This window comes from Natronorubrum tibetense GA33 (assembly GCF_000383975.1).
GTDB lineage: Archaea > Halobacteriota > Halobacteria > Halobacteriales > Natrialbaceae > Natronorubrum > Natronorubrum tibetense.
The window spans coordinates 90,503-107,318 of record NZ_KB913020.1; the positions used below are offsets into that span (position 1 = coordinate 90,503).

17 protein-coding genes and 2 pseudogenes are annotated in these 16,816 nt (G+C 62.7%); 5 read left to right on the top strand and 14 right to left on the bottom strand.

All coding sequences use genetic code 11. The annotated features are described in order from the left end of the window. Positions 1–147 precede the first annotated feature (147 nt). On the top strand, positions 148–1,383 hold the full coding sequence (locus tag NATTI_RS0123530; protein ID WP_006091037.1) for an FAD-dependent oxidoreductase: 1,236 nt from the start codon (positions 148–150) through the stop codon (positions 1,381–1,383). Between the two features lie 36 nt (positions 1,384–1,419). On the opposite strand, the gene NATTI_RS0123535 is transcribed toward NATTI_RS0123530, so the two are convergent. The 4 genes and pseudogenes from NATTI_RS0123535 to NATTI_RS27220 form a co-directional block, all read right to left on the bottom strand. Further along, positions 1,420–2,460, bottom strand: coding sequence for an NAD(P)/FAD-dependent oxidoreductase (locus NATTI_RS0123535; RefSeq protein ID WP_006091036.1), 1,041 nt, complete (start codon positions 2,458–2,460; stop codon positions 1,420–1,422). Then, entirely contained in the window at positions 2,457–2,816 is a 360-nt protein-coding gene (gene trxA / locus NATTI_RS0123540) for a thioredoxin (RefSeq protein WP_006091035.1), read from the bottom strand. Before trxA (NATTI_RS0123540) ends, NATTI_RS0123535 begins: the two co-directional genes overlap by 4 nt. A 404-nt stretch (positions 2,817–3,220) precedes the next feature. Then, positions 3,221–3,625, bottom strand: coding sequence for a helix-turn-helix domain-containing protein (locus tag NATTI_RS0123545; RefSeq protein ID WP_006091034.1), 405 nt, complete (start codon positions 3,623–3,625; stop codon positions 3,221–3,223). Positions 3,626–3,809: 184 nt separating this feature from the next. Continuing rightward, positions 3,810–4,114, bottom strand: a pseudogene (locus tag NATTI_RS27220) (aminotransferase class V-fold PLP-dependent enzyme); the annotation flags it as partial. Between the two features lie 297 nt (positions 4,115–4,411). On the opposite strand from NATTI_RS27220, the gene NATTI_RS0123555 reads away from it, so the two are divergent. Beyond that, positions 4,412–5,047, top strand: a complete 636-nt coding sequence (locus NATTI_RS0123555; protein WP_027119291.1) for a vitamin K epoxide reductase family protein — start codon at positions 4,412–4,414, stop codon at positions 5,045–5,047. A 151-nt stretch (positions 5,048–5,198) separates the two neighbouring features. On the opposite strand, the pseudogene NATTI_RS27565 reads toward NATTI_RS0123555, so the two are convergent. The 4 genes and pseudogenes from NATTI_RS27565 to NATTI_RS26710 form a co-directional block, all read right to left on the bottom strand. Next, positions 5,199–5,429: pseudogene (locus NATTI_RS27565) on the bottom strand (M20 family metallopeptidase); the annotation flags it as partial. A gap of 260 nt (positions 5,430–5,689) precedes the next feature. Next, positions 5,690–7,540: a cation:proton antiporter domain-containing protein gene (locus tag NATTI_RS0123565; protein WP_006091032.1), complete on the bottom strand. Its 1,851-nt coding sequence runs from the start codon at positions 7,538–7,540 to the stop codon at positions 5,690–5,692. A 76-nt stretch (positions 7,541–7,616) separates the two neighbouring features. After that, positions 7,617–8,651, bottom strand: coding sequence for a sulfite exporter TauE/SafE family protein (locus NATTI_RS0123570; RefSeq protein WP_006091031.1), 1,035 nt, complete (start codon positions 8,649–8,651; stop codon positions 7,617–7,619). Then, complete coding sequence (locus NATTI_RS26710) at positions 8,652–8,801, bottom strand: DUF7512 family protein (RefSeq protein ID WP_006091030.1); 150 nt, start codon at positions 8,799–8,801, stop codon at positions 8,652–8,654. Between the two features lie 522 nt (positions 8,802–9,323). Here NATTI_RS26710 and NATTI_RS0123580 point away from each other — a divergent pair. Next, positions 9,324–10,166, top strand: a complete 843-nt coding sequence (locus NATTI_RS0123580) for a universal stress protein (RefSeq protein WP_006091029.1) — start codon at positions 9,324–9,326, stop codon at positions 10,164–10,166. A gap of 87 nt (positions 10,167–10,253) precedes the next feature. Continuing rightward, positions 10,254–10,607: an SHOCT domain-containing protein gene (locus NATTI_RS0123585; protein WP_006091028.1), complete on the top strand. Its 354-nt coding sequence runs from the start codon at positions 10,254–10,256 to the stop codon at positions 10,605–10,607. A 22-nt stretch (positions 10,608–10,629) separates the two neighbouring features. Here NATTI_RS0123585 and NATTI_RS27230 read toward each other — a convergent pair whose 3' ends face one another. The 3 genes from NATTI_RS27230 to NATTI_RS0123600 form a co-directional block, all read right to left on the bottom strand. Continuing rightward, positions 10,630–10,785 carry a hypothetical protein gene (locus NATTI_RS27230; protein ID WP_006091027.1) on the bottom strand — a complete coding sequence of 52 codons (156 nt, stop codon included), beginning with the start codon at positions 10,783–10,785 and terminating at the stop codon, positions 10,630–10,632. A 286-nt stretch (positions 10,786–11,071) separates the two neighbouring features. Next, complete coding sequence (locus NATTI_RS0123595; protein ID WP_006091026.1) at positions 11,072–11,632, bottom strand: class I SAM-dependent methyltransferase; 561 nt, start codon at positions 11,630–11,632, stop codon at positions 11,072–11,074. Between the two features lie 66 nt (positions 11,633–11,698). Beyond that, entirely contained in the window at positions 11,699–13,726 is a 2,028-nt protein-coding gene (locus NATTI_RS0123600; protein ID WP_006091025.1) for a heavy metal translocating P-type ATPase, read from the bottom strand. Between the two features lie 141 nt (positions 13,727–13,867). Here NATTI_RS0123600 and trxA (NATTI_RS0123605) point away from each other — a divergent pair, with 141 nt between their 5' ends. Further along, positions 13,868–14,317, top strand: a complete 450-nt coding sequence (gene trxA / locus NATTI_RS0123605) for a thioredoxin (protein ID WP_027119292.1) — start codon at positions 13,868–13,870, stop codon at positions 14,315–14,317. Between the two features lie 153 nt (positions 14,318–14,470). Here trxA (NATTI_RS0123605) and NATTI_RS0123610 read toward each other — a convergent pair whose 3' ends face one another. From NATTI_RS0123610 to NATTI_RS0123620, 3 genes are read right to left on the bottom strand one after another with little or no spacing between them, the layout of a single operon-like run. After that, positions 14,471–14,932, bottom strand: coding sequence for a YeeE/YedE family protein (locus tag NATTI_RS0123610; RefSeq protein WP_006091023.1), 462 nt, complete (start codon positions 14,930–14,932; stop codon positions 14,471–14,473). 55 nt (positions 14,933–14,987) lie between these two features. After that, positions 14,988–15,545, bottom strand: coding sequence for a YeeE/YedE family protein (locus tag NATTI_RS0123615; RefSeq protein ID WP_006091022.1), 558 nt, complete (start codon positions 15,543–15,545; stop codon positions 14,988–14,990). A gap of 20 nt (positions 15,546–15,565) precedes the next feature. Beyond that, complete coding sequence (locus NATTI_RS0123620; RefSeq protein WP_006091020.1) at positions 15,566–16,759, bottom strand: MBL fold metallo-hydrolase; 1,194 nt, start codon at positions 16,757–16,759, stop codon at positions 15,566–15,568. Positions 16,760–16,816 lie beyond the last annotated feature (57 nt).

Below are 16,816 nucleotides of genomic sequence, written 5' to 3' on the forward strand. Positions count from 1 at the left end.
CGATAGCCGACCACGAGTAGTCGCTTCCCGCGTCGTCAACCCAGAGTACGTTCTAGACGGATAGCGACGGTTTTCGAGAGCCGACACACCGCTATCGCCTCACTCGTGAGGTGAAAGGTACCTCCGTACGGAACCCGAGGCTGGCGTATGAACAGTCAACCGGACGTCCTCGTCGTCGGTGGTGGCGCGACCGGGACGGGAATCGCGAGGGACCTCGCACTGCGCGGAGTGAACATCACGCTCGTCGACCGAGACGGGCTCTCGGCCGGGGCAACGGGGCGCTCTCACGGCCTGCTTCACAGCGGCGCTCGCTACGCGGAGAGCGACGCCGAGGGCGCACTCGAGTGTCTCGAGGAGAACCGCATCCTCAGGGAGATCGGCGGCGAGTGTATCCGAGAGACGCGCGGCCTGTTCGTCCAGTTGGCCGGAGACGATCCGGATTACTTCGAGGAGAAACGCGCGGCCTGCGAGGAGATTGGGATCCCAGTCGAGGTGATTGACGGTGAGACCGCCCGCGACGCTGTGCCCGGTCTCGCGGACGCGGTCGAGCGCGCAATGTGGGTTCCGGACGGCGTCGTCGTTCCGTCGCGGCTGGTCGCCGCCAACGCGGCGGATGCTCGAGATCACGGCGCGCAGATCCTGCCCCACGCACCGGTGACGTCGATGACCGTGGACGACGGCCGGATCGCGGCGGTTTCGCTTGGCGGGGACGTTGCGGAGACCGTCGAGCCAACGTACGTCGTGAACGCGACCGGCGCCCACGCCGGCAAACTGGCGGCCATGGCTGGCGTCGACGTCGAGATGCGGCCGACGCGGGGTGTGATGATTTCGGTCGGCTACGACGGTCTCGAGCCCGTTCTCAACCGCTGTCGGGATCCCGCGGACGGCGACATCGTCGTGCCCCACGACGGGGAGGTCGTCCTCGGAACGACGAGCGTGCCGGTCGACGACCCCGACGCGTACGAGACGGCCGATTGGGAAGTCGAAGAGACCATATCGGAGTGTGCGACGATACTCCCCGACGTTGCCGACGCGGAGCATATCCGGACGTGGTGGGGCGTTCGGCCCCTGTACGAGCCGGAGGAGGCCGCTCGAGGCGGTCGCGGAATCTCCAGAGGATTTCACGTGCTCGATCACGACACGACCGACGGTGTCACAAACTTCGCCAGCGTCGTCGGCGGAAAGCTCACGACGTATCGACGGATGGCCGAGGTGACGGCCGATCTCGTCTGTGAGCGGCTCGGCGTAGACCGTGCGTGTACCACTGCAACGAACGAACTACCGGGTGCAACAGCGTCGTCGACACTGGACGGGTTCGTTCGAGAGTTCGACGGACAGGGGCCGACGGATACGGATCTCGTCGAGGGAACCGATAGAAAGTGAAGACAGAGTTGATGCGGCTCCGACAAAACAGCTCGCTCAGTCGGTTGTCGCTACGGTCACGGCTGCTGGCGCCTCTCGCTCGAGTTCCTCGTCGAGCCACGACTCCGCGTCGAGGGCGGCCATGCTCCCGGTTCCCGCGGCCGTAATCGCCTGTCGGTAGTCGGGGTCCATCACGTCACCGGCGCCGAACACCCCGTCGACCGCGGTCTCGGTCGTCATCCCCTCGAGCGTCAGGAGGTGGCCCGTCTCGTCGAGTTCGACCGGCGTCTCCTCGAGGAACGACGTGTTCGGAACGTGGCCGACGCCGTAGAAGATGCCGCCGACAGCAACGGTCTCCTCTTCGACATCGAGTCCCTCCTCGAGTCGGTCCGTCGGCCGACCCTCGGGATGACTCACCAGCGACGCACCGGTGACGCCCTCGTCTCGCGAGCCGTGAATCGCGAGCAGTTCCGCGTTCCAGCGGAACGAGATCCGATCGTGTTCGCGAGCGCGACGCGCCATGACCTCGGAGGCCCGCAGTTCGTCCCGTCGGTGGACGACCGTGACGCTCTCGGCGAACTTCGCGAGGAAGAGCGCCTCCTCCATCGCGCTGTCGCCGCCCCCGACGACGAGCACGTCGTCCCCGCGGTGGAACGCGCCGTCGCAGGTCGCACACGTCGAGAGTCCATAGCCCATCAGTTCGTCCTCGTTCTCGGCGCCGACCCAGCGGGCGCTGGCGCCGGTTGCGACGATCAACGCCCGCGTTCGCAGGACATCGCCGTTCGAGAGAGCGAGTTCGAAGGGCCGATCCTCGAGCTGTGCCGTCTCGACGGTGCCGTGGATGAACTCGGCGCCGAACCGTTCGGCCTGTTCCTTGCCGCGCTGGATCAGTTCCATCCCGCCAACGCCTTCGGGGAAGCCGAGGAAGTTCTCCACCTCGGTCGTCAGCGTCAGTTGGCCGCCCGGTTCGGGCCCCTCGAGGACGAGCGGCTCGAGGTCGGCGCGGGCGGCATAAACGGCGGCCGAAAGGCCGGCGACGCCGGAGCCGACGATCACTACCTCGTGGACGGTTTCAGTGGGATTCGTCGCCTCGTTCATTCAGTGTATCCCTCGATCAGGTCGCGGAGTCGGTCCGCCGGCAGGGCACCGGTGTGCTGTTCGACCTGTTCGCCGTCTGCGAACAACAGCAACATCGGCACGCCGCGGACACCGTACGCGCCCGCGAGCTGCTGGTTAGCGTCGACGTCGACCTTCGCGATCACGGCGTCGGTCTCGCTTGCCAGCCCATCGAGAACGGGCTCGAGCATCTGGCAGGGCCCACACCAGTCGGCGTAGAAGTCTACCAGCACGACGCCGTGGTCGTCGACAACGCTCTGGAGGTGATCTTCGCCATCGATATAGACGGGTTCGTTGAGCGGCTGTTCGGGAGAGCCGCTGTGTGCATCAGTTGCCATCACTCTCTCATACGGGCCATAGGTATTTAAGAGTTTTGTGGATATTGTACAATATCAGACCGAGCGGCGAACCACACCCACCTGACAAAGGGACGTCGTGAACCACCCATTGGGCCGGTTTTCCGCCTCATCGAGGGATTCGGTCGACCCGACCGCCGTGTTCGGTGCCGTGACGACGTTGCTCGAGTCGGCTGGGTGGCAAGGGATGATTGTGCAGATAATACAAAGAGCAAGAGAGACGAGGGTGCCAGGAACGAGTGTCGCAGTCTGCCGGTAACATCGGATTCGCCTAGGGGACCACGGACAGCAACGCTGACAGCAGACACGCAAACGATGTAACTCGAAACCTGTCGAGACCTATCGACGGGCTAGTTCAGTTTCGTAGACAGATCGGCGCCGGTTCGCTATCCTTCGACCGGTGTCGGGCTGTCGTCGACGTGCTCGTACTTGTCCTCGAACTCCTGGATGAGCTGGCCCATCTTCGCGTACCAGTCGTTCAACATGCGCTGCATGTCGTTTGCGATCTGGTTCGGGTCGGTCGGGTGGTAGACGTGGTAGTAACCGCCCTGGTCGTAGTTGATCTGTTCTTTCTGGATGAAGCCGCTCTGGAGCAGCCGCTGGATCGAGCGGTAGGCCGTCGAGCGCTCGCGGTCGACGCGATCGGCGACCTCGTCGATCGTCAACGGCTCCTCGCTCTCGACCATCACCCGGAAACAGTCCTTGTCGAGTTGCTTGAGACCGTGGATGCACTCCAGCAACCCTTCGCACTCCATATCCTGCTGGAGTTGCTCCGACATCGAATTAGCCATTATACTGATTCGGTGTACGGACCCCGCTGGTATAAGGGTTGTGTGAATATTGTGCAATCAAGATGAACGGCATCCTCAGCGCGTGAGACGGGAGATCGATTTGTCAAAAGAGACGTACCGTCGTCGTTCGCTCGGCCGATGACGTGGGTCGTTACCAATCGTCCGCGAGCGTATCGAGGAGGGCGTCGATCGCGCCGACGATCGCGTTGATTCCGGCGGACGCACTCTCCGTGAGTGCGACTCTCGTGTGCGACTCTCGTCCGGTTGCGCGCCGACGAACGAGGCGACCACGTCCCGCGTCTCGTCGAAGTCGCCGAACGCCGTTTCGCACGGGTCGTTCGACACAGGAGCGTCGTACTCATGTCGTCGAACGAAGTCTGTGGCGGCGTCGACCACGTACTTCGGAGTCGGCCCATGTGAACCATAGTTCAGATACGTTGTCTCCTGCAGTGCGGGGATACCAGTTCGGAGTTCCATTGGTGTCAGCATCGACCCAGCCCCCGGTGAGCGAGTCCATATCGAAACGAAGGCGCCAATTGCATGGCAGGGTTGGACCCACAGTGCAATATAATGCGGTAGAAGCGGTCGCAAAGTAGCCACTAGAATCCGCCCAAACGACGGGTTCCGAGCTGTAATACCGTTTATTAGGCAGTTTTGAGCATTGTGCACTACGCCATCTCCCAGGTGCCGTTCGAATACCGGTTTCGACAACTCCCGGACTTATTTGCCATAGAATTGGGAATAGTGCACAACATTTTTGTACCACCTCCGCCAACACAGTATTGTATGTCAGCCGAAACACAGCGGTCGATGGCGTTCGATTACGAGTGGGAGTACACTCCGCGGGTAGCGACGCTCTTCGGCCTTTTAACGTTCGTCGCAGTTGTTGGATGGCTCGTAACGGTCGTCCTGACGTCGATCCATTTGTTCGCGATCCCTGCAATTCCATCCGACGCACCGGTTCAGGGAAGCATCGAAGTGATCACCAGTCAGTGGGCGTACGTCTTCGGGATCCCGCTTGCGACCCTCGGTGGGTTCTACTACCTGACGACGATCGGCCTCGCACTCTGGTGGTTCGACACCCGACACCCGCTGCTCGTCAAGATACTGACGCCGATCACGGCCAGTGGCGTCGCGTTCTCGGCGTACTTCGTCTACCTGCAACTGGGCGTCATCGGCGAGATCTGCCCGTTCTGCATGGTGTCCGCCGGGGCCACGGTCGTTCTGTTCGGCCTCGAGTTGGTGATCCTCCGGGGGAGTACGACCCCGTCGCTGTCCAGCATGGGCAGCGACCTCGGTCGCGTCCTCGAGCGGACGAACTACCCGATCGTCCTCTTCCCGGTCCTGATGGGACTGCTCACGCTCGCGGGCCTGTTCGTGGTGCCCCTGCTCCCGCTGCCCGAAGTGGTCCCGTTCGCGTAAACGGCTAAGTAGGCGGCTTTTTACCGACGCTATCAGCTATAGTCGCCACTGGAAGTCAGTGCATACCCGATCGCACAGTCGTCGTGCGATCTGATATGCACAGTTCCAGTTGATGGTGTCACTTTTTTACCACTATCGATCGTCACGACGCTCACGCCGGTTTCGGCGAGCTACCGCTCTCGAGCGCCTCGACCGTTGTGTACTCGTCGCAGGCGTGGACCGTATCGGTCTCGACAGCGAACTCGACAGTGGGGACCCCGGCATTGCGGAGTCACTTCGCGTCGCCGCCGGTTGCGCTGCGTCGGTGGATCAGGTCGTTGAGAACCGTGGTCGCCGCGGCTGTCGTCGCGCCCACGAGCGGCGACTCGAGCGCTTCGTACGTCTCGAGCCGTGGGCCGCTTCGCCGTGGCCTCTAAGGTGAGCCAGAGACTGCCCTTGTCGGCGATGGTGAACCGTGCGGTAACACTCTCTGTCGAGAGACGTGGGCCCGCAAAGACACTCGAGCAGTCCCTCAGACGCCAGTTCTTCGTCCAACTGTTCGGTTATCGACGGCGAGAAGGATCTTTTCGTACGGAGTTGTTACACCGGCACAAGTTTGATACTATTGTATGATGCGAGGAAAATTGTATTGAACGACGAGAATTAGTCGTGCGGGTGGAACCGCTTGACGGCGCGGTCGACGGCGTCGGTCTGGCCGAGAAAGGTCACGCGGTCGCCGGCGCGCAGTTCGTGGTCGCCCGTTGGGACTTCCGTCGCGCCGTCTCGGTGAGTGAGCAGGCCGACAATGACCTCGTCGGGAATATCAGCGTTGAGTTCGGCGATCGTCTTCCCAACGAGGTCCGCAGCCGTCACTTCGATCTCCTGAACGTCGCCGGTTCGGCCGAGTTCGTTCATCCACGACGACAGCGACGGCCGCTCTAAGACGTTCTCGAGCGACCACGCGGTCGCCATCGAGAGGTCGATCGCCCGAACATCGAGCGACTCGAACGCTCCGACGTTGTCCGGCTGATTGACCCGCGATGCGACCGTCTCGACATCGAAGGTCGTCTTCGCGAGTTGGCAGACCAGCAGGTTGACGTCGTCGTCGGGCGTGGTCGCGATAACCGTCTTGGCCTCCGACGCGCCGGCACGCTCCAAGACGTCGGCGTCGGTGCCGTCGCCCTCGACCACCCGGAGACCGCGTTCGCGGGCCTTCTCGACCGCGTCAGAGTCGCTGTCGATAAGCAGTACGTTCTCTCCGTCCTGTTCGAGCCGTGCGGCGAGGGAAAGGCCGACCCGTCCCCCGCCGACGATGATAGTGCGCATTGGTGAAACCTCGAGGGTGTTCGCGATCTGTCGTGCGAGGCCGGCCTGAAGGACGACCGTCGCGAAAATGATGAGAAAGACGGTGCCAGCGAGCAACTGGGCTTCCTGTGGCCGACCGAGCGCCTGCAGTTCGACGGCGAACAGCGTCGCGACGCTGGCGGGGATGATCCCCCGTGGGCCGACGGCGCTGAGAAAGAGCCGCTCGTTGCGAGTAAAACGTTCATCCGTCGTCGAGAGGTAGATCACGGCGGGCCGAAGCACCAGCGTGATCGCAACGACGATAGCGAGTCCGGCCAACCCGAGCGTAAAGATGTCTTCGAAGTCAATCAGCGCCGCCAGCGCAACGAAAATAAAGGAGAGGACAACCACCGAAAGGTCGTCGAGGAAGTCGATGACCTCCTCGTGGTGTGGCAGGTCGACGTTGCCGAGTGCGAATCCCGCCATCGCGGCGGCGGCGATCCCCGTCTCGCTAGCGATCGTCTCGGCGCCACCGTAGGCGACGACGATCCCCGCGAGAACGATCAGGCGCGCGTGCAACGGCCCGGTTTTCGGCGTGAGGTTGCCCCGGCTGAGCGCGAACCAGACGATCCCAGCGACGAGCGCACCGATACCGAGCCCGATGAAGAGCCGTCCGAAGAAGTTGGCGAGAAACGAGACCGAATTCCCGTTGTCGGCGATGAGAACCTCGAAGACGACGACCACCAGAATCGCCGCAGTCACGTCGTTGATCACCCCCTCACCCTCGAGAACGGACGCGACGTGGTCGCGGACGGTGACGACCTGCAGGATAGGGCCGATCACGGTCGGGCCGGTCGCGATCAACAACGCACCGACCAGCAGGCCGACCTCGAGGCTAGTCTCGAGGAAGACGACGACGGCGGCGGCCGTCCCGAGCCAGGTGATGGCCGCACCGACGGTAACGAGGCGAGCAAGCGCCGTCGGACTCTCCCGGAGTTTCTCGAGATGGAGGTGGTAGCCCCCCTCGAAGAGGATAATGGCGACGCTGACGCCGACCATCGCCGAGAGCCCGCCACCGAACGTCTCTCGAGAGACGAGTCCGAGGAGTTCAGGACCGATCGCGATTCCGGCGAAGATCAGAAAGAGGACGCTGGGAATCTGCAGTCGGTCCGCGAGGACGCGGGAGGCGACCCCGAGTGCCAGGACGAGGGCAACGGTAGCGAGGAGCATCACGAGCGGCTACGTGTCTGTATATCAGGCAGAGTAACAGTTGGTTCGGCGCTGTGCTGACGGTGCGTCGAGATCATCAACGACCTCCATCGGGAGCCGTCTGTGCGTCCGGTTCCTCGCTGCCAGCCGACTGAAAGACCTTGTAGAGGATCATCGACGCGACGAAAAACGACGAGCCGACGAGCAGGAACACGCTCAGCATGTCGAGTGCACCCGTCCCCAGCCAGTTCGCGAGTTCGCTGAGCGCGATCCCGCCGCTGGCGAACAGCATCATCAGCCCGAAGTAGACGATCACGTCGTCCTCCTCGACCATCGTGGTCGCCGCCGAGCCGATTCTCGCACCGAGTGCGCTCCCGACGAGCAGCAAGGAGACAACCGTGAGGTCGACGCTGCCGGACATCCCGTAGGTGAAGGTCCCGAACGCGCCCGAGAAGAGGCCGGCAAAGAGGCTTGTGCCGACCGCGGCGGTCAGGGGCGTCCCGATCAGATAGTAGATCGCGGGCATTCGGATGAATCCGCCGCCGACACCGATCAACCCGGAGATGAGGCCGACGCTCCCGCCAGCGCCACCGATCGTCCACACCGACGCACGACCGCCGGAGGTGAGAGAGATCATCGGCGGTACGGTATACGACTGAATCTTCTGGCCGATCGCCGGAATCTCGTCGTCGTTGGCATCGTCATCGTCATCGCCATCGTCGTCATCGTCCTCAAGGTTGTACGCACGACGCAGGAACAACACGCCGATTCCAGCCAGCAGGACGACGTAGGCGACGCCCGTGACGAGGTTGGCGATGCCGAGCGCCTCGAGGCCGAAGACGAGCCGACTCCCGAGTTCGATCCCGATCGAAAGGACGACGAACAGGATCGCGCCGAGTTTGTAGTCGACTTGGCCGACATCGTAGTGCTTCAGGACGGCGATCACGGACGTCCCGAAGTAAAACGCCAGCCCGCTGCCAATCGCGACCGAGGCGGGATAGTCGAGGAGCAACAGCGTCGGCGTGATCAGGAATGACCCACCCATCCCGAAAAAGCCGAACAGCACCCCGACCATGAAGCCAAAGCTCACGAACAGCGCCAACAGCGCCAGACTGAGGCCGAATATCTCCATCTATCGTGCGTCCGTGATCGTGTCGATCAGTGGCGTTGCGACTCGCTCGAGGATGCCGTAGCCAGCGTAGAGGGCAACCGCCTGGACGAGGATGACACCCACGAGGAGCATCGCCTGTACCGGTGGAGAGAGGGCTGCGGATTCGATCATTCGTCCGGCCCCCCGTTTGCGTTCGATAGTGTGCGGATCATGGATTTCTACTCAGTACTCTCTACCCGGAGAGTCGGTATAACGCTTTTGGGACTGGTGTACAATATTACTGCAAGATATGGGACGGCTATCCAACGGAGATATCTGTGTAAGTTATGGGAATATAGAGGGTTCGTTGATCGGCCAGTTCGTGCCGGGATGTCGTGTCGCCCGCGTTAGTATTTCTGGGTGACTGGCGTCGCGAAGACGTTCAATCTCGCGTCGCGAGAGCGTGGGCGCAAACCGGAGTGTTCGAGCGAGCGATCCCGTCCGCTGGGATTGAGCAAACCGAAGGTTTGCGATGTTCAGCGAGTCCATAACTGAACGAGCGAAAGCGACGTGAAGGAAATGGACTCGCTGGGAGTCCAGACGACCGCAAGGAGTCGGCGTATAACGATATCAAGTACTTCTCCGTGAACGATTGTTTTCCATTCGGTATTGGGTCACCCAAACAATATTATACCACCAGCACCTACGGCCGGTATGAAAGCGGTACTCGCCACTGACCTCTCGGCCGCCAGCGAGGCGACCATCGAGAACGAGACCTGTCTCAAGTGTCTCGGACGGATTGGGATCGAAGAAATGCATCTCGTGACGGTTATCCCGTCGAACGTCCACAGAGGAATGCCCGGTATCGACTTCGAGACCCGGCGACGGAAAGCGATCAGGAAATACGAACGGGTCATCGAAGACGCCGGATTCGACGTCGAAACGCACGTCGTCCGCGGGACGCCCCACCGACGTATTACCGGACTGGCCGAGACGATCGGAGCGAGTCTCACGGTCGTGGGCTCGCGCGGGAAGAGTCCGCTCGAGAACCGCGTCATCGGTTCAACGGCGCGCAACCTCGCCCGGACGACCGAGACGCCGCTGCTCGTCAACCGCATCGAGCGAGCGGCCGACGACCCGGCTGTCGTCAGACAGCATCTCTTCCAGCGGATGCTGTACGCGACGGACTTCTCGGAGAACGCCGAGCGCGCGTTCGAGGCGTTTTCGTACCTGCGTCACGCGACCCAGGAAGCGACGCTCGTCCACGTCGAGACGCCGAAGGATCCGGGACTCTCGAACGACGAGGATCCAGAAGCACAGCTGGGTGAACTGGCCGACCAACTCGAGGCGTGGAGTATCGAGACCCGGACCGAGGTCCGGCAGGGAGACCCCGCCGACGAGATTCTCGCTGCGGAAGAATCCCACAATCCGACGACGATCCTCATCGGCTCGCGCGGCCACAGCCGGCTCCGCCGATTGTTGCTCGGCAGCGTCTCCGAGGATATCGTCGCTCGAGCGAACGGGAACGTGATGCTCGTCCCGCCGTCCCGAGCGTGAGACCGCACCAACTCGAGCGATAGTACTATTGAGAACTCTTCGAAATTGTGGTTGGCACTTATTGCGACACCGGTCGAATAATTTCGCATGGCTGATGATAATACACTGCTTCGAATCGTGCTGCTCGTCGTTGCACTCGCCGTACTCGTACCGCTCCTGATGATGGCCGTCGCCTGGCCGATGATGGGTATGTGGGGTGGTGGCCACATGTGGAACGGCGGCACGTGGAACGGTCCAACCGGGACGGGAATGTGGTTGATAGGCTGGCTCCCCCTCCTGTTGCTCCTCGTCGTCGGCTATCTGGTATACAAGGCGGCCGCGCGCTCGGCCCCGACCGAAGAAGACCCGGCACTCGAGGAACTCCGACTGGCCTACGCTCGCGGTGATCTCTCCGACGAGGAGTTCGAACAACGGCGCGAGCGCCTACAGCGGGACGAATGAGGGAGCGGTAGCGCGACGGCGATCAGCCGATCGTCAGCACGCGATCGGACGACGTCACGATCTCGAGGACGTCGGACATCGTCGACATCGGACAGTACTCGCTTTCATCGCTGTTGCGGATCTCGAGACACGTCCCACACGCTTGCAGGTCGCCGCCGATGTCGACGAACGCCTCCATCCGATCGCGGAATCGAACTGATCGTCGGTGACATCCTCGGCCTCGACGTCCTCGCCAAGAAGGAACACCGAGACCTCGTGGCCGTTCTCTACGGCCGTAATACCGAGTCAAAGCGCGTTCCAGGCGCGTTCGGGATCTGCGGTCTCGAGGATGATTCCGAGCCGTTCGGTCACTGCATTTTGTTCCGGTACAATAATGTACTTTAATTTCAATACTACAAAATCTCGGCCGTCTCACCAGCGCGTCATCGACGGCTCGCTCGGCGAGTAACGCACCGAAATACCGGTTACCGACGGGCGACGACCGCCAGCGTCTCCGGTCGGTCGTGAACGCGCTCGACGGTGAAACCGGCGTCCTCGAGCTGGTCCGAGACGTCGTCGGGACCGAACCGTTCGTCGACCGGCGGGCCGTCCTCGCCGTCTCCCGTCGCCGACCAGTCGACGGTGACGAGGCGGCCGCCTGGCCGGATAACGCGGGCGAGTTCGGCCATCGTCTCGTCGGTGGCATACTCATGGTGGGTCATCGTCGAGAACGCAGCGTCCAGTTCGTCGTCATCGAACGGCAGCGAGTCGACACCGGTCGTGAGCAGTTCAACGTTTGCCGTGACGCCCTCCTCGCGGTGGCGCTCGTGCATTGCCGCCTGGACGTCGACGCCGTACAGCGTGTCGACGAACGGGGCGACATCTCTCGAGTAGAAGCCCGTTCCCGATCCCAGGTCTGCGACGACGGCATCGGACCCGCGGTCGAGTCCCAACATCTCGAGCAGTTCCTCGCGCGAACAGAAACGGTATCGTGACGGATCCTCGAGTTTGTCCGCACGCTCGACGGGGAACGTATGGAATCCCATAACGGTACTTTTGGGCGGGAATCACAAGAGTGTGCGCTTTCGTGTTCGACCGAGACGACCGCGTCGTCAGTCGTCGAACCGCAGCAACCGCAGACCGATCAGGCTGACGAGGACGGTCGAGCCCTCGTGGCCGACCACCGCGACCGGGAGCGGAATCCCCGCAGTCAGGATCGCGACGATCATGATTGCAATGGCGCCGAACGCGATGCTGAAGTTGATGTAGAGGGTACGCCGCGTCTCCTTACTGAGCGCGAACGCGTAAGGAAGCCGGTCGAGTTTATCCGACATGAGCACGATATCGGCCGTCTCGAGAGCCACGTCGGTTCCGGCGCCACCCATGCCGACACTGATATCCGCCGTCGCGAGGGCAGGGGCGTCGTTGACGCCGTCACCGACCATCGCGACGGCTTCGTGGCACTCCTGGAGTGCCTCGATGTGGTCGACTTTCTCCTCGGGGAGTAACTCCGCGTACACTTCGTCGATCCCGAGTTCGTCGGCGATGTACTCGGCCACCCGCACGTTATCGCCCGTCAGCATGACGATCTGTTCGACTCCGCGCTCGCGGAGTTGCTCGATCATCTCGGTCGCGTCGGGGCGGATCGTGTCGGTGAACGCGAGCCAGCCGAGGACCCGCAGGCCCTCATCAGTCTCGCTGACGACGAGGACGCTCGTCTTCCCGTTCTCCTCGAGATCGTGGACGGCGTCGAGACCGGTCTCGCGGCCGTCGATCTGACGATCGCCGAGGACGGTCTCGACGTACCGCGGGTTCCCGATGTGAATCGTCTGGCCCTCGACGGTCGCGTGGACGCCCTTGCCGACGACCGCCTCGAAGTCGCTGGCATCGGGCACCTCGAGCGAGCGCTCCTGGGCAGCCTCGACGGTTGCCTCGCCGAGGTGGTGTTCCGATCGGGACTGGACAGCCGCCGCGATCGCGAGCAGTCGATCGTCGGCCAACGAGTTGTTCTCGAGGGCGCTATCTGCGTGCAGATCGCTGCCGACCGCACCGCCGTCGGTAGACAGGGCGTCCCCGCGAGCGCCGACGTCGGTCAACCGCGTGTTTCCTTCCGTCAGCGTCCCAGTCTTGTCGAACGCGATGGCGTCGACGTTTCCTGCCGTTTCGATGTGTTCACCACCTTTGAACAGGACGCCCTGTCGGCCGCCGGCCGAAATCGCGGAGAGTACCGCAGCCGGCGTCGAGATGATGACCGCACAGGGAGAGGCGGCGACCATTAGCGTCATCGCGCGGTAGAACGTCGGCTCGAACGAGTGGTTCAACAGTGCGATCGGCAGCGCGATTGCGACGGCAGTCATCGCGAAGACGCCCAGCACGTAGGGCTGCTCGAAGCGGTCGATGAGCTGCTGGGTCGGCGCACGCTTCTCCTGTGCCTCCTCGACCATAGTGATCAGCCGAGAGATCGCCGACTCCGTGGCTTCTCGAGTGACTCGTACCTCGAGGCTGCCCGTCTCGTTGATCGTCCCGCTGAACACCTCGTCGCCGGGGTCTTTCGTCACGGGAACGGACTCGCCGGTGAGCGACGATTGATCGACCGTACTCTGGCCGGACGCGACGACGCCATCCAAGGGCAGCCGTTCGCCGGGCCGAACGACGAACACGTCGCCGACCTCGACGTCGTCGATCGGCGTCGTCGTTTCCGTCCCGTCGCGAAGAACCTGCGCCGACTCCGGGCGCATGCCTACCAGCGACTTGATCGCGGTTCGGGAGCGGCCGATCGCGTACTCCTCGAGGACGCCTGACAGCGAGAACAGGAACAGCAACATCGCTCCTTCGAACGGGGCGCCGATGTAGAGCGCACCGAGTGCGGCGATAATCATCAGCAGATCGATCTCTACTGCCGGCTCTCGTACCGCGGCGAGACTCTCTTTGATCCCATACCAGCCACCGAACACGTAGGCGACCGTATAGCTGATCCAGACGACGGTCGGGGGTGCACCGAACCAGCTTCCGAGAAGTCCACTCGTCATCCCGAGGAACGTCAGGACGACGAACACCGCTTGCCGCTGAATGTCCAGCCGGTCTGTCAGCGCTGTCGGCTGGTCTTCGGCAAGCGACACGGAATCCGATGGCGTCTCCATACGAATCGTTCGAAGCCATCGTGGATAAGCGTTCACGTAGTTTGATGACAGTGGGAGCTTGTTCGATTCGACACGATCCCCCACGATAGAGTATTGTGCACCCCATACAATTTAAGGATGATGAGTCCGTACGAGGACGTAATGACAGACTCACTCGACGAGGAACGAGAGCAGATCCGCGAGCAGAAGAAACGAGAACTCCAGCAGCGCCTCGAGAACGGCGGCGAACTGGGCGGGGCCGACGATGGTGACAGTATGGCGACACCGTCCGAACCGATCGAAATCGATGGGCAGGCACACCTGAATGACATCGTCAACGAGCACGACATCGTGCTCGTCGACTGTTATGCCGACTGGTGTGGCCCTTGCCAGATGCTCGAGCCGACGATCGAGTCGCTGGCAGCCGAGACCGACGCCGCGGTCGCAAAAGTCGATGTCGACGCCCATCAGCGTCTGGCACAGCAACTCGGCGCCCAGGGTGTGCCGACGCTCGTACTGTACGCCGACGGCCAACCGGTCGAGCGGACGGTCGGAGCGCAAAGCAAGGGCCAACTCGAGGAGTTGATCGAACGACACAGCGGTTCCAGCTAGCTCGCGTTTCCCGGCAAACCGCTTCGCGTGGCTGATGTGTAAGACGCCGCCCCGTCGCTCGGTCGATGAATGCGTTGATCTCGACAGTGGCACACGTAATAACAGACCACCCACTTAGTTCGAGCGCCGAACTCGAGACATGTGTGAAACGAATTAGTCAGCGCCTGCGGGCGTGGTTTCCGAGACAGCGCGTTGGCTGCGCCAGTAGCCCTGGATGTAGGCTCCGACGAACATCCCAGCGAGTGCCCACAGGATCGTGATGTTACCGACGCCGAGGCTGGCGTAGGCCGCGCCGGGACAGATCCCCGAGAGGCCCCAACCGACGCCGAAGATCGCGCCGCCGATCAGGACGTTGCGGTCAAACGATTTTAGCCGCCGGCCGTACGCGTTGCCCGTCAACGGCGCACGATCGCGGAGTCGCGGGACGATCGCAAACGCGATGCCGGAGACGATCGCCGCGCCGAACATGACGAACAGCAGTCCGAAATCCTCGAACTGGAGGAAGTTCAGCACGACTTCGGGGCGGGCCATGTGACTGAAACCGAGCCCGAAGCCGAAGATCAGGCCACCGACGAAGATCAGTGGCATGAACAGCGGGTGACGATTTCCGCTCACGGGTCGTCACCTCCCCGTTCGCGTTCCCGAGAGTCCCGTCCGAGAATCTCGGTCATCACGGACTCACCCCCAGTGCCATCACGATCTGGGCCGTTCCGATCGCCACGGCGAGGAACGTCATCACGCCGACGATCGACGTCTTCGAGGCCGAGCCGACGCCACAGACGCCGTGGCCCGAGGTACAGCCCTTGCCGATCCGGGTGCCTATCCCGACGAGAATGCCGCCCAGGAACAGCCGCCAGGGCTGGACGTCGGTCAGCCAGAGTGTGACACCGCCGACATCGTACAACTCGCCGGTCGCCCCGGCCTCGTAGAGCCCGCTCGAGACCAGTCCGGACTGAAACGTCAGCGCGTAGGCGAACGCGCCGGCGATGATCCCGAGTGTGAAGACGACCCGCCAGTCCCGTGAACTCCGGTAGCGCTGGAACCGCGACTGGTCGGAGACGTACGACAGCGTCGACTCGAGGAACGTGCTCGCGCCGGCCGCGATGCCGGTTCCGAGGTAGATAACGACGGCCCCGAGGCCGACGAGCAGCCCGCCGACGACGTAGCGGCTGATCCCCACGGGAAACAGCGATTCGTACAGCGCCGGAGCGAAGAGTTCAGTGACCATTCGACTGTGGATATGGGGCGTTAGTCACCGGCCAGCGACTCCTGGCTGGCGGCGCAGTTGTTCGGGCCGAGCTCGAGTTCGAACGCTTCTTGATCGCCGGTCTCCTGTTGACCGAGGTTCGTCGCGATGATGTCCTCGTAGTTGGCTGGCCGAGGCGGCATATCCGAGAGGATCAACTCGACGAACTCGGCTTCGTCCATCGTCAGGGCGTCCATCTCGTCAACGAGTTGGCCGACTGGTGCCGTGTAGGTGCCATCGGCGGCGGGCTCAGCGGCGTCGCTGAAGTGGGCGCCACCGATTAGCGTCTCGTCGGGCAGAGAGAGCACGCGCTCTTGCAGCGACTCGTAGAGCTGTTTGGCAGCGTCTTCGGCGCCCTCGTCGCCTTCTTCCAGGTCGGGGCGAGCGACGCTCTCGACGAACAGCCCATCACCAGTCGCGAGCAGTTCGCCGTCGATCAGGTACGAGGTCATCCCGGAGGTGTGGCCGGGCGTGAAGACGGTCTCGATTGTGGCGTCGCCGACCGGGAACTCGTCGCCGTCCTCGGCCAGTGTCAGTTCGTCGGCGTAGGTGACGCCGCGGTCGACGGCGGCTGCGGGGATAACGCCCTCAACACCCTCTTCGGCGAGGTTTCGAAGGCCCGAGATGTGGTCCGCGTGGATGTGCGTGTCGATCGCGTACGTTAGCTCGACACCCAACTCCGTCGAATCCTCGAGATAGCGATCCGTGAACGCACGCAGGGGGTCGATGACGGCTGCCTCGTCGCCGTCGACGACGAGGTAGCCGAGACAGCCCGAAGAGGGGCGCTGGTACTGATAGAGCGTGCCCGCACCGTCGTAGCGCTCGACCTCGACGGCCTCGTAGATGCGTGCCCAGCCGTTCATCCCCTCCTCGAGGTGGTTTACGTCGTAGCCACGCTCTTTCAGCGCGCCCGCAACGAACTCGCTGGCACCGCCTTTCGCACAGAGGACCGTGACCTCACGGTCGTCCGGAATCCCTGCAAGAACATCGTCGTCGATCTCCTCGTCCAGGAAGTGGAAGTACGGGACGTTGACCGACTCGACGTGCTCGCCGTCGATCCTCCACTCCTCGTAATCCGACTCCATCCGGGCGTCGAGGAGCGTGACCTCCTCGCCCGCGTCGATACGTCCTTTCAGCCCGTCCGCCGTCACCGACTCGATCTCGACATCCGGCGTTGGAAAGTCCATGTCGTCCATATTGTACATTACTCGATAGCGGCTACGGGCCCTTAAGCGTTTGCATAGTATTTCCCC

What these genes read in the sequence shown, in the direction of transcription:
- NATTI_RS0123555 (WP_027119291.1), top strand. Translation starts at nt 4,412, where the DNA reads ATGTCAGCCGAAACACAGCGGTCGATGGCGTTCGATTACGAGTGGGAG.
- NATTI_RS0123565 (WP_006091032.1), bottom strand. Translation starts at nt 7,540, where the DNA reads ATGCTCCTCGCTACCGTTGCCCTCGTCCTGGCACTCGGGGTCGCCTCC.
- NATTI_RS0123580 (WP_006091029.1), top strand. Translation starts at nt 9,324, where the DNA reads ATGAAAGCGGTACTCGCCACTGACCTCTCGGCCGCCAGCGAGGCGACC.
- NATTI_RS0123535 (WP_006091036.1), bottom strand. Translation starts at nt 2,460, where the DNA reads ATGAACGAGGCGACGAATCCCACTGAAACCGTCCACGAGGTAGTGATC.
- NATTI_RS0123615 (WP_006091022.1), bottom strand. Translation starts at nt 15,545, where the DNA reads ATGGTCACTGAACTCTTCGCTCCGGCGCTGTACGAATCGCTGTTTCCC.
- NATTI_RS0123545 (WP_006091034.1), bottom strand. Translation starts at nt 3,625, where the DNA reads ATGGCTAATTCGATGTCGGAGCAACTCCAGCAGGATATGGAGTGCGAA.
- NATTI_RS0123585 (WP_006091028.1), top strand. Translation starts at nt 10,254, where the DNA reads ATGGCTGATGATAATACACTGCTTCGAATCGTGCTGCTCGTCGTTGCA.
- NATTI_RS0123620 (WP_006091020.1), bottom strand. Translation starts at nt 16,759, where the DNA reads ATGGACGACATGGACTTTCCAACGCCGGATGTCGAGATCGAGTCGGTG.
- NATTI_RS0123600 (WP_006091025.1), bottom strand. Translation starts at nt 13,726, where the DNA reads ATGGAGACGCCATCGGATTCCGTGTCGCTTGCCGAAGACCAGCCGACA.
- NATTI_RS26710 (WP_006091030.1), bottom strand. Translation starts at nt 8,801, where the DNA reads ATGATCGAATCCGCAGCCCTCTCTCCACCGGTACAGGCGATGCTCCTC.
- NATTI_RS27230 (WP_006091027.1), bottom strand. Translation starts at nt 10,785, where the DNA reads ATGGAGGCGTTCGTCGACATCGGCGGCGACCTGCAAGCGTGTGGGACG.
- NATTI_RS0123530 (WP_006091037.1), top strand. Translation starts at nt 148, where the DNA reads ATGAACAGTCAACCGGACGTCCTCGTCGTCGGTGGTGGCGCGACCGGG.
- NATTI_RS0123570 (WP_006091031.1), bottom strand. Translation starts at nt 8,651, where the DNA reads ATGGAGATATTCGGCCTCAGTCTGGCGCTGTTGGCGCTGTTCGTGAGC.
- trxA (WP_027119292.1), top strand. Translation starts at nt 13,868, where the DNA reads ATGACAGACTCACTCGACGAGGAACGAGAGCAGATCCGCGAGCAGAAG.
- trxA (WP_006091035.1), bottom strand. Translation starts at nt 2,816, where the DNA reads ATGGCAACTGATGCACACAGCGGCTCTCCCGAACAGCCGCTCAACGAA.
- NATTI_RS0123595 (WP_006091026.1), bottom strand. Translation starts at nt 11,632, where the DNA reads ATGGGATTCCATACGTTCCCCGTCGAGCGTGCGGACAAACTCGAGGAT.